Genomic DNA, 26088 nt, shown 5'->3' with positions numbered 1-26088 from the left:
AAGCGACGACATCCGGCAAGGGGCCCGTCCAGGCGGGCCCTTTTCCTTTCGGGGTCTGCGTAGATCGATTCGCGGCCCTTCCCCTTTGCCTGAACGCGCGGACCCGACTACCTTGCGCCGCGCCATGACCGTCGATATCGACAAGCTGCGCACGTTGCTCGAGGTCCTCACGGAGAAGGACGTCGCGGAGTTCGAACACGAGTCCGAGGGAGTCCGCGTCCGCATCGTTCGTGGCGGTGTACGCACCCTCGTGGCCGATACCTTCCACCACGTTGGCCACGCACCGGTTGCTGGCGTCGCTGCTCCTGCAGCTGCTCCTGCCGCCGCGGAGACGCCGAGCGACGTCATCGACGTGACGAGCCCGTTCGTCGGAACGTTCTACCGATCGCCGAGCCCGGACGCGCCGTCGTTCGTCGAAGTCGGTTCGGTCGTTCGCCCGGGCCAGACGCTCTGCATCATCGAAGCGATGAAGTTGATGAACGAGATCGAAGCCGAGCTCTCGGGCACGGTCGTCGAGATCTACGCCCAGAACGGCAAGCCGGTGGAGTTCGGGCAGAAACTCTTCCGGATGAAGAAGGCCTGAGGGCATGAGCGCGCCTCCGTCGAGCAGCGCGCCGTGGTCCCAACCGCCCGCGACGCCCCCTTTCAAGAAGATCCTCATCGCCAACCGCGGCGAGATCGCGCTGCGCGTCATTCGCGCGTGTCGCGAGCTCGGAATCGCCACCGTCGCCGTCCACTCGGAAGCCGACGCTCGTGCGCTCCACGTTCGCTTCGCGGACGAAGCCGTGTGCATCGGCCCCGGCCCTTCCCCGCGCAGCTACCTCCATATCCCGGCCATCATCAGCGCCGCGGAGATCACCGGCGCAGACGCGATTCACCCGGGCTACGGCTTCCTCTCGGAGAACGCCGAGTTCGCACGCCTGTGCGGCAAGTGCGGAATCACCTTCATCGGCCCGACGCCCGAAGCCATGCAGGCTTGGGGCGACAAGGTTACCGCGCGCATGAACGCGAAGCGTTTTGGCCTTCCGCTGCTCCCGGGCAGCGAAGTCCTGCGCAACGCCGAGCACGCGCTCGAGGAGGCCAAGCGCATCGGCTTCCCGATCATCATGAAGGCCTCGGGCGGCGGCGGCGGGCGCGGCATGCGCATCGTCCGCAGCGAAAGCGAAGTCGCTTCCAACTTCGCGCAGGCGACGCGCGAAGCAGAAGTCGGGTTCAAGAACCCCGACGTCTACATGGAGAAGTTCGTCGAGCGCCCCAAGCACATCGAGTTCCAGGTTCTCGCCGACAAGCACGGCGGCGTCTGGACGCTCGGTGAACGCGAGTGCTCGCTCCAGCGCCGCCACCAGAAAGTCATCGAGGAGGCTCCCAGCCCCGCGATGACCCCGGAGCTCCGACAGGAGATCGGCGAAGTCATTCGGCGCGCCGTCAGCGACACGGGCTACACCACGCTCGGCACGCTCGAGTTCATCATGGATGAGGACAAGCGCCTCTACTTCCTCGAGATGAACACGCGTGTGCAGGTCGAGCACCCCGTCACCGAGATGGTCACGGGACTCGATCTCGTGTCGCTCCAGATCCGCGCCGCGGCCGGCGAAAAGCTCGAGCTCCCCGATACGCGCCCGTGGAACTTCCGCGGCCACGCCATCGAGTGCCGGGTCAACGCCGAAGATCCGCGTACGTTCGCCCCCTGGCCGGGACTCATCACCGAGTACTTCCCGCCCGGCGGCACCGGCATCCGCGTCGACTCCGGTGTCTACGGCGGTTGGACCGTTCCCCAGCACTACGACTCGCTGCTCGCGAAGGTCATCGTCCACGCGCCCACGCGCATCGAGGCCATCACGCGCATGCGCCGTGCCCTCGACGAGTTCATCGTCGGTGGCATCCGCACGAACATCGAGCTGCACAAGATGCTCCTCGAGGATCCCGAGGTTCGCGAAGGCACGATGACGACGCGCACCATCGAGCGCATCCTCGCCGCGCCGCACCTCTGATTCTCGGTTCGTGAAGCGACAACGGGCAGGCCTCCCTCGCGGAGCCTGCCCGTTTCGCGTTTGTCCGGTCGCGCTCGCGAGGACTACGCTCGCGCTCGCGCGGCGTTTTTCGAGCTCATTGGCGTAAGGTGGCGCGCTTGGTCGCGTTTTCTGCCAAGAGGTCGGCATGAACATACGCTTCTTCTTTCCGCTCTTTTCTCTTCTTCCGCTTGCGCTCATCGGCTGCGCTCACGACAGCAAAGCTCCGGCGACCAGCGCGGACGCCCCGACGAGCGCGCCCGCCGAAGGCGTCGACGCCAAAACGCTGAGCACCACGCTGACCGCGAATCGTTGGACGCTCGAGTCGGCAACCGACGCTCAGGGGAAACGCCTCGACGCGCTCTTCCCCGACGCGAAGCACACGCTGACACTCAGCTTCGAGAACGGTCGCGCCGCCGTGGCCGGAGGCTGCAATTCGATGGGCGGCGGTTACGCCCTCGACACGCAGAACACGGTGACGATCAGCCAACTCGCCTCGACGCGCAAAGCTTGCGAGCCGGCCCTGATGCAAGCGGATCAAGCCATCGGTGCACTCCTCGCGAAACCGCTGCAGGCCAAGATCGACACGGCAACGCCGCTGCGCATGCATCTCGCATCGCCCTCCGGCGAGACCTCCATCTGGGTTGGCGAGCCCACGGCGACGACGCGCTACGGTGGGGCTGGCGAAACGATGTTCCTCGAGATCGCGCCCGCGCGGGTCACCTGCCCTCATGCGATGATCCCGAACTATCAATGCCTTCAGGTTCGCGAGATTCGTTATGACGCTCAGGGAATCAAGCAGTCTCCGCCAGGAGAATGGCAATTCCTTTATGAGAACATCGAGGGCTTCGAATTCCGTGAAGGCGAGCGCAAGGTCCTTCGCTTGAAGAAGTTCAAGCGCAATCCTGCGCCGGCCGACGCCTCGTCCATCGCCTACGTTCTCGACATGGTGGTGGAGAGTGAAATCGTGAAGCCCCAAAGCAAGTAGCGGGCAAGTAGGCAGCGGCCGCCGAAACCCGAAAGAAGCAGGCGGGCCTCCCTCGCGGAGCCTGCCTGTTTCCATTTTGTCGGTTCGGTTGGTTTCGACTCGTCTCTCCACCGCCGGGTTCGAGTTCTCTGTCACGGCGCGGCAAGTTGCCGAAATCGGCCGCGTGACCATCGACAGGCACGACCTCGGACCCTACACCCTGGTGCCATGAAGGACCCGATCGACCGACGTGAAGCCATTCGCCGCCTCGCGCTCTTCTCCACTGCGGCGCTCGCCTCTCAGTTGCTTCCCGCGTGCAAGTCGAAGCCGAGTTGCAATGACGTTTCCGGCCTCTCTGCCGATGACGTGCGGGCTCGGAACGACATGGCGGGCTATGTGGAGCATGCCCCCGATCCCGCAAAGAAGTGCAGCGGGTGCATGCACTACCTGCCTGGCGCCCCGAACGCGTGTGGAGGCTGCAAGGTGGTGAAGGGCCCCATCGATGCAGAAGCCTACTGCAGGCTGTGGGCAGCCACCCCGTCCTGACGTCGAGCTGTTCGCCAAGCTCGAGTTCGATACAGGTAAAGTCAATACCTATTCTGGCACCACGCTAGCCGCGAAGATGCTGTTCACCATCGGAAGGAAGCGGCACTCGGAGGAACTCGTCGATCTCCTCCTTGCGTGCCACGGCAGGATCCGCTCGTTTCTCGAGATCGCGGTCTCGATCGGCGAACGGCCGAACGTCTCCGAGGACGAGGTGGCCGACGGTAGTGCGCGCGTCCAGCGCTACTTCTCCGAAGCGCTACCGCTCCACGTCGAGGACGAGGAGCAGGGCGTGCTGCCCCGGCTTCATGGTCGCTCGCCCGACCTCGACCGTGCACTCGAGCGCATGAGCGAAGAGCACGACCGCCACGTTCGTCCGGTCCGTCGACTCTGCGAGCTGTGCGCGGCGCTCCGGAGCGAGCCTGGCGCCGCCATCGTGCGCGTCGAGCTAGCAGGGGTGGCACGGCGGCTTCGCGCCGAGCTCGAGCCACACCTCGAGGCCGAGGAGCTCCTCGTCTTCCCGGCGATCCGCTCGCTGCTCACCGTCGAGGAGCAGCAAGCAATCGTCCGTGAGCTACGGGCACGTCGGCAGGCTCCGTGACGCCATCTCTACTTCACCAAGAACGCCTGATTCTACGCCCCCGCGCGTGATCGGCGCGGTCTGGGCGCAGGAGATCCGCGGCCGCGAGGTGCGGGCGGCGCGGGGTGAATGAGTCCCTTCGCGAGGAGACTACTCCCGAGACTGTAGAAGTAGACGTAGCCGCGGAGGTCGCCGAACCGCTCGACGGCGCGGCCGAACGCCGCCCGCGGACCGAGATGCAAGAGACTCCGGAGCCCGCGTTCGGCGCCGACATCGCCCGATGGAAACACGTCGAGCCGCCCGAGGCCGCGTAGCAACACGAGCCCCGCGCTCCAGGGACCAATGCCCGGAAGCTCGAGGAGCCGCCGGAGCGCGTCCAACGTGCTCATCGAGGCGATGGTCTCCCCGTTCAGCTCACCAGACGCGATCGACCGCGCAATGCCCCGCAGCGATTCTGCCTTGCGTGCACTGAGACCACATGCGCGCAACGTCGGAAGGCGCGACTCGGCGACGGCCCCCGGCGTCGGGAACGCATGGAAGGAGCGGCCATCGACCTCGACGCACCTGCCGAAGCGCTCGACGAGCCGTCCCGTGATCGCCAACCCCGCTTCGAGGCTGACTTGCTGGAAAGGCACGACGTTCGCGAACGCCTCGAACAGAGTGGGAAAGCGCGGAGGGCGCATGCCACGCAGCGCCATCGCCGTGAGACGAAGCTTGCTCTCGGCTTCGCCGAGGACCCGAATCGGCTCAGGGTCGATGTCGAGGCCGAGGATCATACGGACGATCTGCACGACCCCGGCGCCTGACGCCGAGGCCTCGTCACCGTGTTGCACCGAAATCTGGACGTCAGGCTCGTCGATCGTTCCTCGGTTCTCCACCCTCAAGAGAACGAGCTCGTCGCCCCCAGCGGGCAACACGCGCAGGTAGTAGTCGTCCTCCCAGACGTCGACCACGTTCGACGGTCTGCGCTGCAGAACGCGGACGGTGGCCTCGAGGTGAAACGGCGCCCGCGTGGGAAGCCGACCGCCGGAGAGCTCCTCGCTGTCGCCCGGGGACCCCGGGTGGTCAGTCCGTACTGAGCACGCCAGGCAGCGTCTCGCGACGGAGCAATCGGGCACCGAGACGGACGGCGGCGATCGCTGCCAACAACGCGGGGATCGTCTGCGCGATGCCCGTCAGCTCGAAGATTGCATCGTCCGGGAGCTCGTACGCTGGCGGCGGATAAAGCCGGTGCATCGTCGGTACCGAGGCACCGCCGAAGAAGAGCGCGTTCTTCACCACGTGGTTGTAGAAGCCCTCGAAGGTGCCGAGTCCGATACCCACCAAGACGAGCACGAGCGCGACCAACACCCAACCGGCGACTCGCCCACGCGGAGCGTCTGGCCGCGCATCGTAGACGCGCGCCGCGAGGGCGATTGCTCCGCCCCCGATGACGGCGACGATCGCTGCGTGCATGCGCCAGGGGGTGTCGTACCGGAAGGCGCCATAGGCGTGGTGCAGACTAGTCATCACGAGCGCGGCATACGCCATCAACGTCGCCGAGCTGCGTGAATCGGTGGGTCTCGTGCGGGGTTCGAACATGGTGGAAGGAACCTAGCCTCGAGAGCCCGCGTGCGCCTTTTGCGAGTTGTGCACGGGACCCGTGCGTGCGGTGCATGCTCGACGCGCGACGTATACTGCGCATCGATGGACCGGCTGGGAAACATCGAGGCATTCGTGCAGACCGCAGAAACGGGAAGCTTCAACGCCTCCGCCAAACGGCTGGGGCTCACACCATCGGCGGTGAGCCGACGCGTCGCCCAACTCGAACGTGAGCTCGGCGTCGCGCTGTTTCATCGCACGACGCGTGCGCTGTCGCTCTCCGAGGACGGACGCCTTTTCTTCGGCCGTTGTCGCAGCGTGCTGCGTGAACTGGAGGATGCTGCCGAGGCGGTGCAACGCAGCCGAGCGCGTCCCGCAGGGCGCCTTCGCGTCGATGCGCCTGTCGTCGTCGGCCAGCTCGTTCTGGCTCCTGCCCTGCCGAAGCTCCTCGCGCGCTATCCAGAGCTCGACGTCGAGCTCGTCCTGAGCAACGAGCTGACCAATCTCGCGGCCGAAGGGATCGACGTCGTCATCCGGCTCGGCGACCTCGACGACTCGTCGCTTCTCAAGCGCCGTCTCGGCATCGCCCGAATGGTGTGCTGCGCGGCGCCAAGCTACCTCGAGCGCCATGGGACGCCACGAACGCTGAAGGAGCTCGAGCGTCACGACGGCGTCGTCTTCGTACGCAATGGTCGGCCCCTTCCCTGGCGACTTCGCGACGAAGACGGCGTGCGCGACGTGGAAGTGCGGGCGCGCGTGCGAACCGATCAGGGCGTTCTCCTTCGCGATCTGCTGGTCGCAGGCGCTGGCGTCGGATGGCTCTTCGACTTCATCGTCGACGCCGATCTACGCGCCGGACGCCTCGTCGAGGTCCTCGCCGATCACGCCGTCGCGGGGCGGCCGATCCATGCTCTCTACCTCGCGCACCGCAACATCCCGCCAAAGACCCGCGCGTTTCTCGACTTCGCAGCCTCGCTCTTCGAGCGGCGTGACGGCTCCGGCAACAGGAGGTGATGCGCCAGGAGGCAGGTTACGGCGTCACTCCGACGAGGCTCTCGAGCCGCGGCTTGGTGAGCGGCCAATCCGTGTCGACGATGCTGAACATCGTCGAGTCGCGGACGCTCCCATCCCAACGGAACATATGACGCCGGAGCATTCCCTCCTCCGTCGCGCCGAGTCGTCCGAGCGCGGCGCGTGAGCGAGCGTTGTTCGCATCCGTCTTGAACTCGACACGCATCGCGCGAAGGACCTCGAACGCGTGGGTGAGCTGGAGGAGTTTGACCTCCGTATTGACGAACGTGCGCTGCCACCGCGGTAGGATCCACGTGAAGCCGATCTCCAAACGCCGATGTGTCGCGTCCACGCAGAGCATGCTGGTGCCACCGACGACCTCTCCGGTCGCGCGGAGGCGCGTCAGAAAGGTAATCCCGCTCCGCGCCTCGTGCATCGCCATGGCATGTTCGAAGAGCCGGCCGAGATCCTCGCGTGACCCCATTCGATAGGGAATGTACGTCCACAGCTCGACCGGAGCGGACAGCGCTGCGCGCGCGAGCTCGTCGAGAAGATCGGTGCGGAGCGGTTCGAGGCGAACGCGGATTCCTTCGAGAACGACGGGAGTGAGTTGCATGCAGAAAGGCAAGCACGCCTGGTCGACCTAATTTCGACCAGATGTGCCATTCTCATTCGACCAGATGATCCGAGCCTTAGGTGCTGCCGATCCCCTCTCCGGCCGCTCTCCCAAGACGCGCCGCCTCGCCACGTCGCTCCGCCGTGCGATAGCGACCGGTCGCGCGCGCCCGGGCGAACTACTGCCTTCGACGCGCGAGCTGGCGCGAGATCACGAGGTGCATCGCCAGACGGTCATGGCGGCGCTGCAAACGCTCGCGGCCGAGGGGTGGATCGAGGCCGAGCCGCGCCGTGGCTATCGCGTCAGCGCCGTATCGCCGGATGCCTACCTCCGAGCCAAGGGCGAAGTCGCCGAGCGTCCTCCCACGGGCTTCGTATGGCGAGCGGCGAGACACGCGGGCATGGACGTCCTCCCCGAGGCACGCGTCTCGCTGGCAAACGCAGGTCCCGATGCGCGCCTGTTTCCGGTCGATGAGCTACGCGCGTGCTACGCGCTCGCCCTCCGGGATCGCACGCGCCGTTCACTCGAGGCCGTCGACGTCGAAGGGCACCCTCGCCTGGTCCGCGCCCTCGCCACGTACCTTCGCCGTGTCCGAGGCATCGCCGGGCGCGCCGTGACGATCACGCTTGGCGCCCAGGACGCACTTCACTCATTGGCCGAGCTCCTCGTCTCTCCCGGAGATCGCGTGGCGGTCGAGTGCCCCGGCTATCCGCCGGCATGGGAGGCCTTTCGCCTCGCAGGCGCCGAGCTGGTCCCCGTCCCGGTCGATCAGCACGGGCTCTCCGTCGACGCGCTCGAACGCATCACACGCGACAAGCCGTTACGTGCACTCTACACAACCCCACTTCACCAGTTCCCCACCACGGTGACGCTCACCCGCGAGCGGCGCGAGGCGCTCCTGCGCATTACCGCCCGCGCCCGGATCATGGTCATCGAGGATGACTACGACCACGAATATCATTACGCGGCGGCGCCCGCCGCACCGCTCGCCGCATATCCCGGCGCTGGGCACGTCGTCTACGTCGGGACCCTCGCGAAGGCGCTCTTTCCCTCGGCGCGCGTGGGCTTTGTCGCCGCCGAGGAAAGTCTGGTTGCTCGGCTTTCTCGTCTCCGTCGCGCCAGCCTCCGCGCGTGCGATGGGCTCGCTCAGCTAGCCCTCGCCCACTGGATCGACGACGGCGCGCTCGAACGACACCTCCGTCGAACGCGCAAGGTCTACGCAAGACGTCGGGACGCCATGGTAGAGGCGCTCCGCGAGTTCGTCGTTGCACGCGGGCTCGGCTCGTTCGCCACGCCGACCGGCGGCCTCGCCATCTGGCTCGGGCTTCTCGGCAGCGATGCGAGCGCCGTCGCACGAGAGGCTCTCCGGCGAGGAGTCCTCGTCATCCCAGAAGCTTCCCTTCAGCTGCGGGCCGGAGAGGATTCACACCTCCGGCTTGGATTCGCCTCGCTCACTGAAGCCGAAGCACGCGCGTCGCTGCGCGTCATGCGCGACGCGCTCGTGACGGTCTCCACGTCCGCATCGAAACGACGACCTCGTTGACGACTCGAGGAGGCACCGCGTGCCGAGCCACCGTTCGACGCGGTCGGTCACGGATCACGAGCCGCTCTAGATTTCCGTCACGTACTTGGCTTGGACGGTGACCGGTCCGCGCTCGAATTTGATGGTGAGCTTCGACTCCGGTCCTTCGCCTGCTTGCGACAGGAGCTCGCCTTCACCGAACTTGGGATGCTGGAAGCGTTTCGGTGGCGGCGGAGGCGCCGCCTTTGCGGGACGCTTGAACTCCGGGGGAGGCATTCGGGTTGGAATCGGCTGTTTGACGGCTTTTGCTGGAGCACGCTCCGTGCGGGGCGTCGGAACTTTCGTCGCCTTGGCCTCGTCCTTGATCGGTGCGAGCGCGGGGGTCGCAAGGCCCAGTTCGGTGCGGATCGCGCGAGCGCGGCTTGCCCGCGGCTCGTCGAAGAGTTCGCGGAGCTTCGGAACGGCGACGCGACGAAGTTCGTGTTCCAAGATATCGCGCCCCACGAGCGCGAGGAGCGTTTGACGCCCCGCCGCGTCGTCGGACGCCCACGAGCGCGCGAGCGCCCAGACGTCTTCCTCGTTCGCCGGCGGAACGTAGGCGTGCGCGAAGTCCACGATGGCCGTCGCTTCCGGAAAGAAGTCCCACTGCCCGAATCCGGCGCCGAGATTCTCGGCTATGAGACGCGGGAGCTTCGATTGCGCGGCGAGCGTTTTCCCCGCGAGTGAGCTCTCTGCGTACGACGCTCCTTTGTGTGCACGAGAAACCATCGTGATCATCTCGTCGCGCGAAACGGGGGCCTCGGGCGCGTTCGGAGCTTCGTGCGTCGTCATTCCACCAGGGTCACTCTCGTTCTACGGATCGTCAACGCCCGACGCGCGTGAATGAAGTGCGGCCGGCCCGCGATCATCAGGACCAGCGGAAAAAATCTGCCGTCGTCCGGCCTGCCCCGATAGGATGCTCGTGAAATTCGTGCTCCGACGAAGAGACCACGCGCTGCGGTGGCCACTCGGCTCGGTTACGCGCGGTTCCTGCCAACGCCGTTGAGACGATGTTCATCGACCTCGCCTCGACGGCGCTTGGCCAGATCTTCCTTCGATGCAACGACGATCCCGTCACGAGCCTGACCAACTTCGACGACGACCTCCGCCAATCGTACGACGCGACCACCAAGGCGCTCGCCGGCACGTTCGCCTGCGACCGACCGCGGCACCTCGCCGCCCGCGGCTCAGACCCGACCGACAGTGAAGTTCGATGACATTGAACGTCGAGGGCGGACCCGACCGACAGTGAAGTTCGACTGCGGCTGGGACTAGACCCGACCGGCTGGGACTAGACCCGACCGACAGTGAGCTTCGACGGACATCGAGTCGGAGAGGTCAATGTCAGTCGGATCTTGCCAAGGCTGCGGAGTTACTCGGCTAGACGAGCGGACAACGCGGGTCGGACGGACCGGCAATGTCAGTCGGAGCTCCGCGGACATCGAGTCGGAGAGGTCAATGTCAGTCGGATCTTGCCAAGGCTGCGGAGTTACTCAGCTAGACGAGCGACAACGCGGGTCGGGCGGGCCGGCAATGTCAGTCGGATCTTGCCAAGGCTGCGGAGTTGCTTGGCTAACGAGGAGCGGGAGACGAAGGGGCCCGAGCGCAGCGCCGCGAGGTCGTGCTGGACGGATGGGGCTCGGACGCGGGGAGTGCGTCACTCGCAGGTGACGTACGCGCCCGAGCCGACGCGCATCGCCTGCTTACCGTTCGTGGGCATCACGATCGCGACGTGCGAGACGAGATCCTGCTGGCCAGGCTCGTCGACGATGATCGCGCCGCGGTAGCGCTCGGCGTTCACGCGCTGGGTCGTGATCTCGCCGCTCGGCGCGATCGTCCGCATCGTGCCGGTCGCCGACGTACCGCTCCACTCCAGGCGAAGCTCGTTCGTGCCGTCGTCCCTGTTCGACGTGCGGCAGGCGACCTGCCCAGGCAGTTCTTCGAGCTTCGCTTCGGTCACGTTGGCAGGAGGCGCGGCCTCTCGCGAGTCAGGCGCCGACTCGGTCGACTCCGCGACAGATGGCGACGAGACGTCCGCGGCGGTCATCGTCGTGCTCGATGCCGTGTTGGCCTGCGATGCACACGCCACGAGTCCAGCATGTCCAGCGATCAGAGCGACGACCAGAATTTTTGCCGTATCCATATCCTTCCGAGCTCACGTAGCACCGCTTGGAGGTCACGCAAGGTGAACGCAGGTCCATGAGAGCGCGGGGACCTCGCGCCTCCGAAGGAGCCATATCGGCGGCGCGCGACCGTTACGGCTCCGCGGGGAGGAGCCACGCTTCACTGACACTCGTCGGATGCATCGCGTGCAGGCGCGTTCGCGCCTCGATGGTGATGCCGGTCGCGAACTCACTGCCGTTCGAGCGAATCCAGATGGCGTCCACCGTCATCGTCGCGTCATCCATCGGCTCGACGTGCCCTGCACCGTCTCCGAGAACCTCCCACGTCCCTTCGTGATCCGGCCCCGTCAGTGCGGCCAGCGTCCCGCTCGTGAGCTGGGATGACGAGGTCTGCGGCTCGGGCAGAGCTCTCACCGGGTATGCCGTTTGCGTCGCGCAGGGCATGAACACGATGCACGACCCGTCAAAGCAGAAGCGGCGTCGTCGCCGCGCCGTAGCCGCATCCCCCTCCACAAACTCCTTTCGGGCGCCCGAGCCTGGGCCGCCGAGTGGACGCACACACGGCGATTCCTACGCCGACGTCGTCGCGCACGACGAGGAGCTCGTCTCCACCGCCAGCACCCACGGCAGCCCTCCCGATCGCCGAGCCGAGGAACCATCCGAAGCCGCCCTCGGCGCGCCTGAAATCGGAGCGTAAAGCCCGTCTGAATCGCGCTTGCTCGTCGGCGCGACCGTCTCCTGAATCACGGAGATGGCCTGCCGTGCCGCCCTCGATTGCCGAAGCGTCGGTCGGGCTCGATCGTTTGGCCGGCGTCGCCCGACGAGGCCGTATCGGGCACGTCGAGGAGCTTCTTCAGCGTGAAATGAAATCTCGTCGTGTCGCCCGGAATGCTCTCGACCCATATCCGTCCACCGTGCGCGTCGACGAGCCCCTTCGCGATGTACAGACCAAGACCTAGCCCAGGCATCTTTCCACCCTTTGCTTCGCGGGTGCGCGCGAAGCGCTCGAAGACGACAGGAAGCTGCTCGGGGCTGATGCCAGGTCCGCGGTTCGTAACGATGGTCTCCACCTCTTTCGGGTTTTCGCGCACCTCGACCAAGATTTCGGTCCCCGCAGTACCGTACTTGACGGCATTCGATATCAGGTTTCCGAGCACCTGCCGGACGCGGTCCGCATCCCCCAGCACGGTGGGATTTCCCGAGATTTCGACGCGCAGCTGCCGAGCGTTCGACACCGCCTTCAGATTCTCGACGGTCGACGTCACGAGATCACGAAGCTCGAGTGGCGCGAGATTCACGGACAAGCGCTTCGATTCGATGAGCGAAGCCTGGGTGAGGTCCGAGATCATGCGGTCGAGGTGCGTCGATGCCGACCGGATGCGCTCCAGCATACGTCGCCCGATAGGGTCCATGCCCTTCGCATCGGAACGAAGCAGCAGGTCCGTTCCGAGAGAAATGACGCCAACGGGTTGCCTCAGGTCATGCGCGATGAGAGCGGACCATTCCGCGCGCATTCGCTCGGCCGCCGTCCGAGACGACATGTCTTCGATGATCACGGTCACGCCCGAGACGCTTCCATCGAGCTCGCGCACGGGCAATGCGCTCAGCGCAACGGGTACGAGCCGCCCGTCGACACGTCGAATCAGCGCGTCCTTTCGCAACGTGAGCTCGTGGTCGCGCAGTGCCTTCACGAGAGGTTGCTCGACGTCGGGGATCGGCTTTCCGTCCATCCCCTGCAGCTCCACGACGACCGCATTGCCGAAGGCATCTTGACCGCGCGGCTCGCAACGAACGTTGTCACACGCCTGGTTGGTGGCTTTGAGCCGCCCGTTCTCGTCGTACAGGAGCACGGCATCGGGCATTTGGTCGATGATCTGCTGGAGCCATTCGCGCTGAAGCTTCTCGTCGACGTAGAACAGGGCTGTTTCGATGGCGACGCCCACCCTGGCCGCGAGCATGCGGGCGCGATGCGCATCGTCGCTCGTGAACTCGTCGGCTCCCGCCGGTTTGGCCAAATAGAGATTGCCGACGGCGTGCCCACGGGAGGTCACGGGAACACCGAGGAACGGGCCCATGGCGGGATGATGCGCGGGGAAGCCCAGAAACTCCGGATCCCGTCGGACATCCGCGACGCGCAGCAGTTCGCCCGTGCGTACGACCTTTCCGAGCAAGCCTATCGGTCGCGGTGTTCTTCCAATCTTACACGCGACGTCCTCCGGTACGCCGATCGCCACCCAGGGCTTGAACGCGACGCCTTCCTCCATGCCGATACCGAGCGCGACGTACTGGGCGTTCGTGAGCGACTGCGCTTGGACCGCGATGGTCGAGAGCACGGCAGACAAGGACGATTGTGGCAGGTTCGCCAGGGACTCCGTCACGGCGTGCGAGGCACGACCGAGCTGCTCGAGCTCGAGGTAGCTCGACATGTTGATCAAGACCAACTCGTCGCCGAGAGGCACGACCGTGAAGCGAGCCTGCATCGGCTCACCGTGGCGCCAGAACTCCAGCTCCACGACGACGGAGGAGCGGAGCGGCGAGAGCGTATTCAACCGCGTCGCCGAGTCTTCGCAGAACAGCTCCTCGAGCGTCTTGCCGATGCATCCCTCACCGAACAGCTCCACCGCGGCGTCGTTGGCGCTCACGGCGCGCGCGTCGCGAATGACGAGGACGGCCGCGCCCTGCGTTGGCCCGACGAACATGGGCCCCGGCATTGCACGAGGCGCGCCGGGCCGCGACGCGCGGGCGAGCTCGGGCGAACAGACGCCCCTCGGTACGTTACCGCCCGGCCATCACGGGGCGCGTCGTCGACGCAGCGAGGGCCCGGTCACCACCATCGTCGCGCGGTGACCGGCAATCCGCTCGCCCCGGCCCATCAGTGTGCGGCGGCCTTCGCGCTCGTCACGGGCTTCGCCGACGACGCAGGCTTCGCGACCGATGCGGATCCGGCAGGCTTCGCTGCGCCAGCCGCGGTCGCCGGTCCGGCGGGAGACTTCGGACGTGCCACCCCTACGCCGGCTTTCGGCGACGGAGCGCTGGCCGCGGGTGCATCCGTATCGTCGGCGGCCGGTGTCGCGGCATCCGGCGTCTCCGGCGTCTTCGACGGCGCGGCCGTCGTGAGCGTGCTCGCGGCAGGCGCGAGCGGCGCCTCGTTCTTCGGCGCCGTGAGTTGCGCGACGGTGCAGAGACCGCCTCCAAGGGCGAAGGCGACGGCGCCGCCGATAAGGAACCGCTTGGCGCCGGTCGTCGCGGCCGAGAGGAGCTCGTCGCGCGAACGCGCATCGATGAGCAGCGAGCGCCACGACGGCGAAACGATGGCCCCACCTTCCGCCCGACCGCACGCATAGACGCGTGGCACGACCGGCAGGACCTCCTCTTCGACGGTAAACTTCGTGCCGAGCGCGAAGGGGCCGGCCGAGACGCGATAGTTTCCGAAGACGACGTCCGCCCCCGTGATTCCGCCGAGGAGCCCCGTCGCCTTCGTCTCCGTCTTGGTGCGACTCGGCTCGAAGTCGCCACCCTTGCTCGCATCGACGACGACGGGACCGGTTCCGTCGTCGATCGTGAAGTGCGCGGCGCGTTTCTCGTCCAGGACTTCCTTCGACTTCGTCGTGTCGCCTTGCTTCCACTCGGCCTTGCACCGCAGCTCATAGTAGAGGCACGGCGTTCCCGTCACCGGAGAGATCAAGGGCTGAGGACACACCACGTTTCCCTGCGCCGAGATGGCCCCCTTGGGCGACGCAACCTGCGCCCCCTTGCTCGCCGCGTCGCCCGTCGACACGAGTGGTGCGTCCGCGACGCGGCCTGCCTTCAGCTTCTGCATGATGCCGTAGAGAAGTCCGACGATTCCGAGCGCTACGGCGACGAGTCCAACTTGCAACATGACGGCTCCTTCGTGGGTTGCTGCGTCGGACGGAACCATCGCCTTTGACATCATCAAAGGCGCATCAAACCTGCATCAAACCTCGGGAAGCCGCGTCAGGCCCGCACGCACGGCACGTCGCCGGAGAGGCGATAGCCGGTCGGCGTCGTCTCGACGAGCTCGCGAAGCCCCAGCTTGCGAAGGGTCGCGACGGCAACGCGAAGACGATGCGCCCCGGCGGAAGGGACGATCCTCTCGCCCGGCCAGGCCGCGCGCTGGAGAGCCTCCGACGCGATCGCGACGCCGGGATGTTCGAGGCGCGCGGCGAGCAGTCGATCGAGGAGGAGCGCGAGCGAACGTCGACGTTCGAGGCTGACACGTTCGCCGTTTGGAACGCGGAACCAAAGACCGCCCTCGCCGACGACGAGCGCCGCCTCGAGGGTGGACGGCTCGGGCGGGGGCTCGACGACGCGCGGCGCGGCTCGTCCGCCTCGCAGGAAGATGCGTAGGTCGGCCGACCGGCGCGCGAGCACATCGAGCTCCGCGGCGTTCTCGACCAGAGGCGCTCGCCCTTCGAGCGTCGCGCGCGCCACCGCGAGGAACGACGAGGCCACCACGTCGCCCCCTTCGACGATCCCCTCCGCGGCCTGCCCAATGCTGACGCGGGCGTCGTCGGGTCGGCCTGCCGCCGCCTCGAGGGCAGCGACATGAGCGGCGAGCAGCGCGCTCGCGGCGGGGTCGTCGCGGAGGCGCGACGAGGCCGTGCGGAGGAGCGTCCAAGCCTCCGCAGCGCGTCCACGTTCACGCGCGACGGCGCCGAGACGGACGAGCAGAGCCGCTTCGAGGTGACGGGCTCCGAGCTCCTGCAACCGCTCGAGCGCTTCGCCATAGGAACGGGCCGCCACCTCGAGATCCCCCGCGTCGTGGGCGAGCAGCCCGGCGAGCTCCATGGCGAGCGCTTCGCCGCGAACGTCGTTCGCTTCGCGCGAATCTCGCAACGCTTCTTCGACGTGGCTTCGCGCCCGTTCGACGGCACCGCGGTCGATCGCGAGTGCGGCAAGCGCACGATGATCCTCGGCGACGGTCCAAGCCGCATTCGTCGCCTGGTGGAGCGAGAGTGCTCGTTCGAGGAGCGCGGTGCCTTCGTCGCATCGCCCGCGTCGTGCGACGAGGACTCCGAGACGACGTGCGATGGCTCCCTCCTCGACACCGTCGTCGGCGCGCCGCGCCAGGTTCATGGCAAGGCCGTGATGCTCTTCGGCCCCCGCGAGATCCCCGCGCGCCTCGAGGGCGACGCCGATCTCCGTGAGGGCGCGAGCTTCGATTCGCAGGTCCCCGACCGCGCGCGCCATACCGAGCGCGCGAACGAGGTCCTCCGCAGCTGCCCGAGGTGTCCCCCGCAGACGCGCGATGGTCGCACGCACGAGGAGCACGCGCGCCACGAGCCGCGGATCGGCACCGGACGAACGGGTCGCGTGGAGCACAGGCTCGAGGACCTGCGCATACGCTTCGAATGGCCCGGCAGCGAGCAGCACCGGCGCGAGCGCCACGAGCGCACGGAGCGCGGGCTCTGCGGTGCGCACCCCAACGGGACCTTCCCTGCGCACCCGCCGGGTAACCGCGAGGATGTTGTCCTTGTCGGCCAGCACCCGAAGACGCGCGACCGCGCCGTCCGCTCCGTCGAGCGCGCGAGCCCACGCGTCCGCCGTCGTCGCATAATATTGCGCGTGGCGCTCCTCGGCCGCGAGCACACCAGAACCGAGCTTGCGTGCCGCGTAGGCGCGGACATTCGCGTCGAGGGAAAGCCGTGCTTCGCCGGCCACGGTGGATGGGCGAGACGAGAGAAGCGCCCTATCGCGCAGAGACGAGAGGACGTCGAGAACCGGGGGAGCGGAAGGCTCGGCGTCGATCACGATCACGCTCTCGGCCGCTTCGAGCGCAAAGCCGCCGTGGAACACCGAGGACTGCGCGAGCGCGCCCTGTTCGTGTGCCGTGAGGGCCTCCCACGACGCGTCGATGGCGGCCTCGAGCGACGTATGGCGTGCCGGCCCGGTCGCTGCCGTAGGGCGCCTGAGGACTTCGAAGCGCGTCTTCAAGCGATGAAGCAACGCGCGCGCCCCCAGCACGGCCACGCGCGCGGCCGCGAGCTCGATCGCGAGCGGGACGTTGCCCAATTCCATGCATATCGCATCGATGTATGGGGCGTCGCCGTCGTTCAGTCGCGCGCCGGATCGGGCGGCGAAGACGCGAAACAGCTCGGCGCCCTCGACCAGTGGTTCGAGCTCGACGACCACGCCAGGCACGACGTCCCTTCGGCGCGACGTGAGCACGAAGATGGCTTCGGGCGCCGCCTCGAGCCACATCGCGAGCCGCGCGAGGCCCGTGCCCACGTGCTCACACGCGTCGAGAACGACGAGCGACGGTCCTCGGACGCCGAGTGCCTCTCCGATGACAGCCGGCCCCTCGGCGCCAATCGCCCTCGCGACCGCGTCCTCGACGTCCGCGGCATCGCGCGCGTGTTCGAGGTCGCACGCCCACGCTCGTGCTCTGTCGGTGCCCCCTGCTGTGCCCTCGACGAACCTACGTGCGACCTCGCGCGCGAACGCGGTCTTGCCGATCCCCGCCGGCCCGAACACCGTCAGGAGCCGCTCGCCCTCCGCGATGTGCGCTTCCATCGCCGCGAGCTCCCGCGTCCTGCCCACGATGCCGCGCTGCACGCGGCCACTCTAACCGAGTATCCTCAGGACGTGCTGCGTATCCGGCTCGAGAGGTACCAAGCCCTGCACGACGGGCTCCGCTGGCGCTCGGTCACCATGGTGATCGGCGGCGGCCTCGCGACCGTCGTCGGTACGTTCGGGCTCGTCGTGGGCATCCTCCTGCTCGTCGTCCCGAGCGATGACGCGTTCCCGTGGCGCGCGGGGCTCGTCGTTGGCTTGTTCATCGGGCTCTTCCCGTTCGTCGCCGGCATTGCGCTCGTCTGGCGGGGGATCGAACGGCGCGTGCGCCTCGGGAAATTTCGAGAGCTCGTCGCATTCGGTGGCAGTCGAACGAGCTTCGAAGCCGCCGACCTCGTCGCGACTCTCCAGCTCAGCCCTCGCGACGCCCATTTGCTCGTCGTCGACGCGGTCTCCCATGGGCTCGTGTTCGACGACGGCGGGCCATCGCCACCGGCCGCCCCATCGTTTCGCTTTCAACCCGAGACCACCCCCATGCTGCCACTCGGGCGATCGGTGGCGTCCGGGCATGCCCCCACGCAGCTCGGAGGGGCCGCCGCCGCTTCGCTCCCTGGGCCTGGCGCGCCTCCTCCCGCGATGCGCACGGCTGCCGCCGCCTCCCCGGAGGCTTGGATCGGCACGGTGCTCAACGACACCTACATCGTCGATACCTTGCTCGGAACGGGTGGCATGGGGGCGGTCTACGCCGCTCGGAACCGACGGACGGGACGCCGCTACGCGATCAAGACGCTCCTCCACGACGCACGCCTCGAGCCCGACGCCATCAAACGCTTCGAACGGGAGGCCACCGCCGCGAGCGCCATCGGGCATCCGAACATCATCGGCGTGCACGACTTCAACGAGACGCGCGACGGCGTTCACTACATGGTCATGGATCTCCTCGACGGCGAGACCCTCGAGCAGCGTCTCTCGAAGGTCGGCGCCATGTCGTGGCGAGAGGCTCGCGCCCGTGGACTCGAGCTGACGTCCGCGCTCGCTGCGGCTCACGCACGGGGCCTTCTGCATCGCGATCTCAAGCCAGCCAACGTCTTCCTCGCGCGCAGCCCGGACGCGGCTGGCAGGAGCGTCGATCGCGCCGTGCTCCTCGATTTCGGTCTCGTCAAACAGATGGATGACGCGAACGTCTCACGCATCACGGCAACGGGCGCCGCGGTCGGAACGCCGATGTACATGCCTCCCGAGCAGGCGCGCGGGGAGCAGGTCGACGTTCGGAGCGACGTCTACGGCCTCGGGGCGGTGCTCTACGAGATGGTCACCGGCACGCCCCCCTTCTTCGACCGCACGCTCGCGAGCGTCTACGCGAAGCTCTTGACGACCCAGGCACCGCCGGCGAGCTCGCTTTCGCGCCGGCCGCTACCGCCCGCGTTCGATCACTTGCTCGCGTGTGCCCTCGCGAAGACCCCGGCCGAGCGCTTCGCGACCATGCCCGCATTCGCGCGCGCGCTCGCATCGATCGAGCCCACCGAGTCACGCGCCGCGGGGTGACGTGGCTCGAAGTCCCCGATCCCCCTGCCCTTCGGAGCCTACGTAACGCAAGAAAGCGCTCGTCATCATCCTGCTCGAGGCGTTTCAGCGTATTCTCGGGGCATGCGCGCGCCTCGAGTCGTTCTGTGGTTGGCAGTTGGTTCGGTCGCAGCAACCTTTGCCGCCGCCTGTGGCAGCTCGTCGAGTGATTCGACGAGGAGCGGTGACGGCGGTAGCGATCAGGTCGACAACGGCAGCGGGAACACCACCGATCCGAACGATCCGAAGACGAAGGACGGGAGCGCTGGCAACGATCCCGACGGCGCTCCGAAAGACGGTGCGGCCGGCGACGACGCATCCGACGACGACGCATCCGAGGCAGGCCCGGATGGCGCGCCCGACGGTGGAAACTGCGCGGCGAACGCCGAAGTGTGTGACGGCGTCGTCGACGACAACTGCAACGGCACGGTCGACGAAGGCTGCGGGCGCTGTCCCCTCCTCCAAACGGCGTGCCCCACCGGCTGCTGCGCCGTCGATCGATGGCAAGTCGACACCGAAGCTTCCGACAACGGCTCGTCAATCGCCGTCGACAACGCTGGCAACGTCTATTTCGCCTATACGACGCCCAACGCCGGGACGTGGGCCTCGACCCTCGCCGTCTACGACGCCGTCCCAGGAACGTGGCGAAAGGTGCCGCTCGGCAGCGGCACGTTGCGAAACCGCGTGGTCGTCGACGCACTCGGCCACGTTCATGTTCTGTACGGCACGTACAGCGGGAACTACTCCGTGCTGTACGTCCGCTCCGACGACCAAGCTCACACGTTCACCGCCCCTGTCACCGTCGGAACGCTCGCGATCGGTGGCGTGTTCGACATGGTCGTCGACAGCAAGAATCAGCCGCATGTCGCGTACGGCGGCACGCGCACCGGCTCGTCGTTCCCGAACCTGACCTACGCCCACTGGGACGGCACGACCTGGCAGCGCGAGGTCCTCGACACGACGACAACCTCGCCGGACCAGCCCGACCTGAAGCTCGGGTTCATGGATCGGCCGCACATCGTCGTCGAGGCGTACCACCCCGACGGCGCGCAGACGACCGCGAAGCGCCACGTCTTCTACAACGGCAACCGCTGGATCTACGAGAACGTCGACGCACTTTCGAGTGGCCCCACCAGCTACGCCACGCCAGCCTTTTCGGGGCATTCTCTCCGCCTGCTCGCCGACGGCTCCGCCGATCTGATGTTCACCCGACACACCCAGACGGGCAACGAGCTTCTCCTCTCGCATCGTGGTCCCGGCGACAACGACCCGTGGACGACGGCGACGATCACCGGCGCTTCGAACTTCGATGTTCCGACTCTCTTCGTCGACGACAAGGGCAAGCGCCTCGCGGTGTCGAACGGCATCACCTTGCACAGAGAAGGCGTTGCCCCGGCATGGACGTCGAAGGCCGTTGGTGTTCCAGGCACGGTCGTCGCCCAGGCACGGCGCGGGCACTATCTGTATTTGGGTTATTCGGATCCCTCGAACGGGAAGCGCCCCACTGTGACGTTCCTCGACTTGGACAAGTAGAGCTCGTCGTCGTCGTCCTCGTCCTCGCACTCGGCCTTGATGCCTCGCTGAATGCGCTCGAGAACGTCGGCGTAGGGGCCGCGTCGATCGGGGCGTGAGCGGGCCATCGCCTTGGTCAGCTGGGGAACGGCGTCCGGTCCGAGATGAATCAAGCCATCGCGAGCGGCCTCACGAACGACGCCATTGGAATGGGCCAGGAGCTCGGCAATCTCGCCGACGGAGTCGTGATCTCGGCCAAATGCGAGCACGCGCACGGCACTCCGAACGGTGGACGGGTCGGCATCGCGGAGGAGCGGTCGAGTCGCCGCGAGATAGCGTGTTCGTTCCGCGTGGGTCCTCAGCAGACGATGGGCGTGCATACGCACGCGAGCCGCCCGGTGCCCCATGGCATGCTCCAGCAGTTCGACGAGCGCCGCCCGCTCCGTATCCGTTTTGGCAGTCGCGGCGCGGTAGCTCAGAATCCGCCGTGCGCGTTCCGGCTCGCCGTCGAGTCCTTTGCCAAGGGCCCGCTCGACCGCCGTTGCCATCGGCTCGGAGAGCGACGCCAAGAAACCAGTGTTCTCGAGAACCAGGTCGGCGAGCGCGTCGACGACTGCACGATCCGTCGGCCGACCGACGTTCGCGAGCACACGAAGACGTGACGTCGGGGCGAGTTGCGCGGTGGTCTCGATGATTCGCTCCACCGTATCTTCGCGATCCTCCCCCATCAAAAACGCCTGAAGGGCGGAGACGAGACTCGGCACCTTCTCGTCGTCCGACCAGTCACCGAGGCGAACGAGGAGAAGCGCGACATTTCGATCGTGCATGGCGTCGAGCGATCGGGCGACGACGTCGACGAGTCCAGGCGCGTGCAGCGTGCCGCCGGCCGCCATCCGCTCGAGGAAACGTTGCCATGTCGGATCGCCTGGCACGAAGCGCGTCGCCAGCGCCTCGGGGATGGAAGCGGTCACGCCAACGACCTCGAGAGACGACGCGTTACCTTCGTCGAGCTCCTTCGCCACGAACGGCACGACACGATTGGCGCCCGCGTTGCGGAGTGCGTCGCGAGACTTCTCCTTGAGCTCGGGATCGCCGGATTTCCAGAGCTGCAGCAAAAGGCGAACTTTCGAACTACCGTCGAATCGTTCGATCAATTCCACCAAGCGAACTCGAGATTGGCCACGAGCCTCGCGAACCGCACTTTCCAAGAACGGTAGGTCCTCGTGTTCGACTCGAATCGTGAAGCGCTCGCGAAATCGGCCATCGAGGAAGGCTTCGAGGACCTTCACGCGATCCTCACGCTCCCCGAGCTGTACGAGCCGGCGTGCCGCGACCTCGCGCAAGCTCACGTGTTCGTCATCCAACATCGAACGGAAGAAGCCGGCGACCGTCCGTACGTCGGGTCGCTGCGAGAGCTCAGTCAATGCTCGCTCGCGCACCCCGAGCTCGATGCTCCGCGCCCCGGCGATAGCCTCGAGCTCGTCGTCCGCGCCGGGGCCGAGCCGCGTGAGCTCCGAGAGGATTGGCCCCGTCAGTTCGGGATGGGCCGTACGGAGCGCCCTTGCCTGCTCCAGAGTGAACGAGGTCCCGAGTACGTCGGACATCGTTCGAACGAGAAGTGGGAGTCGATGGTGGTACCGGCACCACTCGAGGCAACTTTCGTATTCGCCCTTACGGGTCAGATATCGAACGAGCGAGTCCGCATGTGACTCGAGCCAATGCGTGAGCTCGACGTCGCCCGCGCGGATCATCGTATTCAGCGCAGCGTCGCGTACGGCCGCATCGGGCGAATCGATCACGACTCGCGCGAAGTCGTTCGTCAACGTGTCGGCCTTGCAGCGCATCAGCGCCGGCGGGATGGCGTCGACGGGCGCCCCGTCGAGCAGTCGGCCGACACGAAGCCGAGCGACGGCATCGAGGTCGGTATTCGCCAAGACGTGCAGTGCCCCCGATTGTCCTTCTTCGTCGAGGCGCGGATAGACGTCGACGAGGGCGTAAATCTCGCGACGAGACAAGCTCGTCGGGACGAACTGACCTTTCACATTGGCTTTTCGCAGCTCGCCCAGCAGCGCTGCGATTCCGCGTTCCGACAGCGGCGACTCGCGGAGCGCCAACCTCAATCGCTCCCCTGCCCGGAGGGCGGGAGCGAGCCACGCCGACGTGCCGTCGGTCTCCACGGCCCGCTCCGGGATTCGATGGCCCAGGCCTCGTTCGCGAAGCGCGGCATCGAGCATCGTGACCGTGCTGCCGCGAAGGACGAATTCGCCCGCATAGATGCGCTGGAGCAAAGCGACGCTCCACGACTGCGCTTCGGGAGATGCCGGCGAACGCGTCTGCACCAACGTCGCGACGTCCGCCGCCGAGAGCTCACCGGACAATGCGTCGACGAGCAATCCTCGCGAGTGCGACGAGTTCGTCTCGACGAGACAATCCACGAGCACGCCTCGATGCCAGCCGCCGAGAATTGCCTCGAGCGCTCGCGTCAGAATCTCTCGAAATCCGGGATTGTCGTGATTGGCAATCCAGTGGAGAAGCTTCGGGATGACCGCTGCGTCACCCGAGACGACGAGGGCCTCGGCCGCCGTCTTCTTCAGGTTCATGTTCGCATGGTCGAGCAACTCGCCGATTCTCGCCGCGAGCCCGCGCGCGCGGGTTGCCGCGAGGGCGAGGAGGACCTGGCGAGAGAGGGGGACGTCCACCTTCGACAGCGAAGGCAGCAGCCATGGCGCGGCGGGCGGCCCCGAGACAGCAAGACACGCAATGGCACGCTTTCGAACCTCGACCGACGAATGGCGAAGGTAAGGCCGAACGACCGAAACGATGCGTGGATGGTCCAGCCCAACGAGGGCGTCGAGCAGCCGAATCGTCACGCGCTCGTCGAGCGATCGATCGCGTAGACGGCGCACCACCGCGTCCGCCACGAGTGCGTCGCCGGGGTTCTCCGCCGACGCCAAATGGGGAGGCCGCACCGCACCGAGGCGCTTCAAGCGTTCGCCGAGCGCGCGCAGCGCGTCCAACGCGTCGCTTCGCACGTCGTCGTCGTGGTCCGAGACGAGGCTGCCGAGAAGGTCCGTCGCGAGCACGCCTCCCGTTCGACCGATGGCGCGAACTGCAGCTCTGCGGAGCGGGTGTCCGACCTGGCAGGCGATGGCTCGCATCGGCTCGGAGTGCGCGATGGGCGCGTGTGCGGGGAGCGCCTCCAAGATGTCGGTCGAGAGAAGTCCGCGTTTCGAGAGCGCGCCGAACAGTGTCGACGACGGCTCCAGCTCGAAGAGGAGCGTCGCCGCGGCGGCTGCCCAAACCGGCATCGAGCCGCCCTGCGCGTCGAGCCGCTCCGTCAGCCGTCGAACCGCCTGCGCGCCGCCCATGTATCTCAGCGCGAAAAGACAAGCCTCCGGCTCGTCGTCCAATCGACGGAGAATGTCGGTCTCCGCTTCGTCGATGCCGAGGCGTCCGAGGGCACGAATCGCATGCCACCAACCTTCACGCTCGGCTTCCGTCCGTACGATCCCCTCGAGCCTGCGAATGGCGCCATGGGTGCCGAACGCTTCGAGCAAGGCCACCACGCGAGACCACGGCGCCCCATCACGCAGGAATGGGTCGAGCTCTGCGATCACCCGGTCGGAGCGGCTACTTGCGATCTCCGCGACGGCCGCTACGTCCAATGCCGGACCGCGCAGATAGACGTCGAGCAGAGCGAGAACGTCGTCGTCGTCGGCAGCGTGGCCGCGGCGTTTCAAGGCAAGGAGAGCATTCAGCCCCGACGCTCCGCAGCGATGGACGTCGTCTTGGATCTCACGAACGATCGCGGTGATGTCGGCTGCGTCACCCGCGTCGCCGAGGGCCGCAACGAGCCATGGCGCGAGGCGTCTCGAGCCGACGTCTTCCGTCAGCAGCCGACGAATCCGTCGAACCTCGTGTCGAGCCGCCAGAAGCGCGACCCATTCGCGATCGCGTTCCAGATCGCCGTCGTTCGTTGCTAGCTCGGGCAACGGGAGGCCGAACGCCCACGGAGCCGAAAGGAAACGCATGGCTCCGATCGCGATCGGGGCGCGCGAATCACGAATCAGCGCGAGGGCCCCATCGTGCGCCTCGGCACGCGATAGAAGGCCCCGTTCCAATCCTTCGCGCAGATGAACGAGCGCGTGTTCTCGCACCATGGCGTCCTGACTGTGGACCATCCGTGCGAGCAACCCCGCGCCTATGACTCGCGCCGTCGGAAGCTCCGAGACAGCCTCCCACCCCAACGCTCGCCCTTCGCACTCGTGCAGCGTCTCCGGATCTGCCAGAAGACGTGCTCGAAGCCAGGCAAGACGAACGGACGGGGGAAGGTCGGGAGGAGGACCGGCGGTCGGAACCGGAAAACCATCCACCGCGAGCCTCGCGAGGACGAGCTGACTCTCTCCGGGTAGCCCGAACAGGTCGCCCGAAATCCAATGCCCCAAGTCGGCGATGACATCACCCGACCGGAGACGTCGCTCGAGATGAAGTACGGCGGCGTGCACCAGCCCTGGGTCGGCCGACCGAAGCATCTGGGCAACGTCCGAGAGCGGCGGATCCCCTTGTTCGAGATCGCGGTAGACCGAAAACGGTGTGGTCGCCATGGCCATCGCGCGCCATGGTACCAGGCGCCTTTCTGCTCGGCAGCCTCGCGTGGGGGAGCGCGCGCACGACAGTCGCGAACCGGCCTCGCGAACCAAAGGCGACGTGCGATAGGCTGGCGAAATGTTCGAAGCCATTGGCGCACGCGCCGCGACCGCCGACGACGTCCGAGATATCCTCGTCCGCCACAACGATGCCGACGTCTTCGGCTGGGTCGAGGAGATCCTCGATCAAATCGAACAGCGGGCTCAAAACCACGGCACACCGGCGCCCGTCATCGAGCTCGTCAGCGGCAATGTCGAAGTCGACGAGCTCGCGCCGAAGAGTCCATGGATCCTCGTCGTCGACGGCGACCTGAAGGCGACCGGAGACCTCGACTTCGCGACCGGCCCCTACGAGCAGAGCCTTCTCTTGGTGACGGGCGACGTCTCCGCCCGCCATTTCCGCTTCAATTCCGGAGCCGCCTGCTACATCGCCAAGCGCCTCGTGCTCTCAGGCTGCTGCTTCGGGGATCACGGTGACGAGTCCGCCGCGCTGTTTGCGCAGCTCGTGCGCGCTCACGCGATCCTTCTGGATCACGTCACCGGGATCAACGCGCCCGAGCTCGACGCGGTCGTGTGTTCGAGTGAGGGCTGGGGCCTGCCGATGCACGTGAACTACGGCCGGTCCGAGGAACATCCGACGCTCTTCGTGCCGGAGGTCTTGGACGCCGAGCGTCGTCTCGATCTCGAGCGCGCCTGGGCGCACGCCCACGGGGGCGGCGAACTCTTCCTGCCGGGCGTGCACGACAGGCTGCGTTCGACGCCCCCCGTCATCGACGGTGGCGGAAAGCCGAGGTGAGCGCCTCCGAACGATGCCCCGCTCGGCGAGCAAGCGCTGATCGTCG

21 protein-coding genes are annotated in these 26088 nt (G+C 66.9%); 11 read left to right on the top strand and 10 right to left on the bottom strand.

What is annotated here, in order from left to right; translation table 11 throughout:
- The first annotated feature begins 124 nt into the window (after positions 1-124).
- From accB to AKJ09_RS36955, 5 genes are all read left to right on the top strand, one after another.
- Complete coding sequence (gene accB, locus AKJ09_RS36975; RefSeq protein ID WP_146652554.1) at positions 125-583, top strand: acetyl-CoA carboxylase biotin carboxyl carrier protein; 459 nt, start codon at positions 125-127, stop codon at positions 581-583.
- Positions 584-587: 4 nt separating this feature from the next.
- Positions 588-1991, top strand: coding sequence for an acetyl-CoA carboxylase biotin carboxylase subunit (gene accC / locus AKJ09_RS36970; RefSeq protein ID WP_146652553.1), 1404 nt, complete (start codon positions 588-590; stop codon positions 1989-1991).
- 166 nt (positions 1992-2157) lie between these two features.
- Positions 2158-2997, top strand: a complete 840-nt coding sequence (locus AKJ09_RS36965) for an META and DUF4377 domain-containing protein (protein WP_146652552.1) — start codon at positions 2158-2160, stop codon at positions 2995-2997.
- 207 nt (positions 2998-3204) lie between these two features.
- Complete coding sequence (locus tag AKJ09_RS36960; RefSeq protein WP_146652551.1) at positions 3205-3522, top strand: hypothetical protein; 318 nt, start codon at positions 3205-3207, stop codon at positions 3520-3522.
- Positions 3479-4120 (top strand): hemerythrin domain-containing protein, encoded by a 642-nt coding sequence (locus AKJ09_RS36955; RefSeq protein ID WP_146652550.1) that lies wholly within the window; start codon positions 3479-3481, stop codon positions 4118-4120. Before AKJ09_RS36960 ends, AKJ09_RS36955 begins: the two co-directional genes overlap by 44 nt.
- Positions 4121-4152: 32 nt before the next feature.
- Here AKJ09_RS36955 and AKJ09_RS36950 read toward each other — a convergent pair whose 3' ends face one another.
- Both AKJ09_RS36950 and AKJ09_RS36945 read right to left on the bottom strand, forming a co-directional pair.
- On the bottom strand, positions 4153-5217 hold the full coding sequence (locus AKJ09_RS36950) for a DNA-3-methyladenine glycosylase 2 (protein ID WP_338035041.1): 1065 nt from the start codon (positions 5215-5217) through the stop codon (positions 4153-4155).
- Positions 5165-5680 carry a hypothetical protein gene (locus tag AKJ09_RS36945; protein WP_146652548.1) on the bottom strand — a complete coding sequence of 172 codons (516 nt, stop codon included), beginning with the start codon at positions 5678-5680 and terminating at the stop codon, positions 5165-5167. Before AKJ09_RS36945 ends, AKJ09_RS36950 begins: the two co-directional genes overlap by 53 nt.
- A 105-nt stretch (positions 5681-5785) precedes the next feature.
- Between AKJ09_RS36945 and AKJ09_RS36940 the strand changes: the two genes are divergently transcribed.
- Positions 5786-6694, top strand: coding sequence for a LysR family transcriptional regulator (locus AKJ09_RS36940; protein ID WP_146652547.1), 909 nt, complete (start codon positions 5786-5788; stop codon positions 6692-6694).
- Between the two features lie 16 nt (positions 6695-6710).
- Here the strand turns inward: AKJ09_RS36940 and AKJ09_RS36935 are convergent, their stop codons facing one another.
- A complete protein-coding gene (locus tag AKJ09_RS36935) occupies positions 6711-7307 on the bottom strand; it encodes a GNAT family N-acetyltransferase (protein ID WP_146652546.1) in 597 nt (198 codons plus the stop codon).
- Positions 7308-7371: 64 nt separating this feature from the next.
- On the opposite strand from AKJ09_RS36935, the gene pdxR reads away from it, so the two are divergent.
- Positions 7372-8850, top strand: coding sequence for a MocR-like pyridoxine biosynthesis transcription factor PdxR (gene pdxR, locus AKJ09_RS36930; RefSeq protein ID WP_146652545.1), 1479 nt, complete (start codon positions 7372-7374; stop codon positions 8848-8850).
- 66 nt (positions 8851-8916) lie between these two features.
- On the opposite strand, the gene AKJ09_RS36925 is transcribed toward pdxR, so the two are convergent.
- Complete coding sequence (locus AKJ09_RS36925) at positions 8917-9660, bottom strand: hypothetical protein (protein ID WP_146652544.1); 744 nt, start codon at positions 9658-9660, stop codon at positions 8917-8919.
- Between the two features lie 218 nt (positions 9661-9878).
- Here AKJ09_RS36925 and AKJ09_RS36920 point away from each other — a divergent pair, with 218 nt between their 5' ends.
- A complete protein-coding gene (locus AKJ09_RS36920; RefSeq protein WP_146652543.1) occupies positions 9879-10085 on the top strand; it encodes a hypothetical protein in 207 nt (68 codons plus the stop codon).
- Between the two features lie 440 nt (positions 10086-10525).
- Here the strand turns inward: AKJ09_RS36920 and AKJ09_RS36915 are convergent, their stop codons facing one another.
- From AKJ09_RS36915 to AKJ09_RS53560, 5 genes are all read right to left on the bottom strand, one after another.
- Positions 10526-11011, bottom strand: a complete 486-nt coding sequence (locus tag AKJ09_RS36915) for a hypothetical protein (protein ID WP_146652542.1) — start codon at positions 11009-11011, stop codon at positions 10526-10528.
- 112 nt (positions 11012-11123) lie between these two features.
- Positions 11124-11405 carry a hypothetical protein gene (locus tag AKJ09_RS36910; protein ID WP_146652541.1) on the bottom strand — a complete coding sequence of 94 codons (282 nt, stop codon included), beginning with the start codon at positions 11403-11405 and terminating at the stop codon, positions 11124-11126.
- A gap of 329 nt (positions 11406-11734) precedes the next feature.
- Complete coding sequence (locus AKJ09_RS36905; RefSeq protein WP_169928163.1) at positions 11735-13690, bottom strand: ATP-binding protein; 1956 nt, start codon at positions 13688-13690, stop codon at positions 11735-11737.
- 173 nt (positions 13691-13863) lie between these two features.
- Positions 13864-14871, bottom strand: a complete 1008-nt coding sequence (locus AKJ09_RS36900; protein ID WP_169928162.1) for a GIDE domain-containing protein — start codon at positions 14869-14871, stop codon at positions 13864-13866.
- Between the two features lie 95 nt (positions 14872-14966).
- Complete coding sequence (locus AKJ09_RS53560) at positions 14967-17567, bottom strand: tetratricopeptide repeat protein (RefSeq protein ID WP_169928161.1); 2601 nt, start codon at positions 17565-17567, stop codon at positions 14967-14969.
- Between the two features lie 30 nt (positions 17568-17597).
- Between AKJ09_RS53560 and AKJ09_RS53555 the strand changes: the two genes are divergently transcribed.
- Together AKJ09_RS53555 and AKJ09_RS36885 are read left to right on the top strand one after the other, a co-directional pair.
- Positions 17598-19070, top strand: coding sequence for a serine/threonine-protein kinase (locus AKJ09_RS53555; RefSeq protein ID WP_169928160.1), 1473 nt, complete (start codon positions 17598-17600; stop codon positions 19068-19070).
- Between the two features lie 102 nt (positions 19071-19172).
- Complete coding sequence (locus AKJ09_RS36885; RefSeq protein WP_146652536.1) at positions 19173-20621, top strand: hypothetical protein; 1449 nt, start codon at positions 19173-19175, stop codon at positions 20619-20621.
- On the opposite strand, the gene AKJ09_RS36880 is transcribed toward AKJ09_RS36885, so the two are convergent.
- Positions 20561-25210, bottom strand: a complete 4650-nt coding sequence (locus AKJ09_RS36880; RefSeq protein ID WP_146652535.1) for a HEAT repeat domain-containing protein — start codon at positions 25208-25210, stop codon at positions 20561-20563. The two genes, AKJ09_RS36885 and AKJ09_RS36880, sit on opposite strands and share 61 nt — an antisense overlap.
- A 115-nt stretch (positions 25211-25325) precedes the next feature.
- Here AKJ09_RS36880 and AKJ09_RS36875 point away from each other — a divergent pair, with 115 nt between their 5' ends.
- Positions 25326-26042 carry a hypothetical protein gene (locus tag AKJ09_RS36875; RefSeq protein ID WP_146652534.1) on the top strand — a complete coding sequence of 239 codons (717 nt, stop codon included), beginning with the start codon at positions 25326-25328 and terminating at the stop codon, positions 26040-26042.
- Positions 26043-26088 lie beyond the last annotated feature (46 nt).

The organism is Labilithrix luteola (assembly GCF_001263205.1).
Classification (GTDB): Bacteria; Myxococcota_A; Polyangia; order Polyangiales; family Polyangiaceae; genus Labilithrix; species Labilithrix luteola.
This window is presented reverse-complemented; position numbering and strand designations above follow the sequence as displayed.

What these genes read in the sequence shown, in the direction of transcription:
- accB (WP_146652554.1), top strand. Translation starts at nt 125, where the DNA reads ATGACCGTCGATATCGACAAGCTGCGCACGTTGCTCGAGGTCCTCACG.
- accC (WP_146652553.1), top strand. Translation starts at nt 588, where the DNA reads ATGAGCGCGCCTCCGTCGAGCAGCGCGCCGTGGTCCCAACCGCCCGCG.
- AKJ09_RS36965 (WP_146652552.1), top strand. Translation starts at nt 2,158, where the DNA reads ATGAACATACGCTTCTTCTTTCCGCTCTTTTCTCTTCTTCCGCTTGCG.
- AKJ09_RS36960 (WP_146652551.1), top strand. Translation starts at nt 3,205, where the DNA reads ATGAAGGACCCGATCGACCGACGTGAAGCCATTCGCCGCCTCGCGCTC.
- AKJ09_RS36955 (WP_146652550.1), top strand. Translation starts at nt 3,479, where the DNA reads ATGCAGAAGCCTACTGCAGGCTGTGGGCAGCCACCCCGTCCTGACGTC.
- AKJ09_RS36945 (WP_146652548.1), bottom strand. Translation starts at nt 5,680, where the DNA reads ATGTTCGAACCCCGCACGAGACCCACCGATTCACGCAGCTCGGCGACG.
- AKJ09_RS36940 (WP_146652547.1), top strand. Translation starts at nt 5,786, where the DNA reads ATGGACCGGCTGGGAAACATCGAGGCATTCGTGCAGACCGCAGAAACG.
- AKJ09_RS36935 (WP_146652546.1), bottom strand. Translation starts at nt 7,307, where the DNA reads ATGCAACTCACTCCCGTCGTTCTCGAAGGAATCCGCGTTCGCCTCGAA.
- pdxR (WP_146652545.1), top strand. Translation starts at nt 7,372, where the DNA reads ATGATCCGAGCCTTAGGTGCTGCCGATCCCCTCTCCGGCCGCTCTCCC.
- AKJ09_RS36925 (WP_146652544.1), bottom strand. Translation starts at nt 9,660, where the DNA reads ATGACGACGCACGAAGCTCCGAACGCGCCCGAGGCCCCCGTTTCGCGC.
- AKJ09_RS36920 (WP_146652543.1), top strand. Translation starts at nt 9,879, where the DNA reads ATGTTCATCGACCTCGCCTCGACGGCGCTTGGCCAGATCTTCCTTCGA.
- AKJ09_RS36915 (WP_146652542.1), bottom strand. Translation starts at nt 11,011, where the DNA reads ATGGATACGGCAAAAATTCTGGTCGTCGCTCTGATCGCTGGACATGCT.
- AKJ09_RS36905 (WP_169928163.1), bottom strand. Translation starts at nt 13,690, where the DNA reads ATGTTCGTCGGGCCAACGCAGGGCGCGGCCGTCCTCGTCATTCGCGAC.
- AKJ09_RS36900 (WP_169928162.1), bottom strand. Translation starts at nt 14,871, where the DNA reads ATGTTGCAAGTTGGACTCGTCGCCGTAGCGCTCGGAATCGTCGGACTT.
- AKJ09_RS36885 (WP_146652536.1), top strand. Translation starts at nt 19,173, where the DNA reads ATGCGCGCGCCTCGAGTCGTTCTGTGGTTGGCAGTTGGTTCGGTCGCA.
- AKJ09_RS36880 (WP_146652535.1), bottom strand. Translation starts at nt 25,210, where the DNA reads ATGGCCATGGCGACCACACCGTTTTCGGTCTACCGCGATCTCGAACAA.
- AKJ09_RS36875 (WP_146652534.1), top strand. Translation starts at nt 25,326, where the DNA reads ATGTTCGAAGCCATTGGCGCACGCGCCGCGACCGCCGACGACGTCCGA.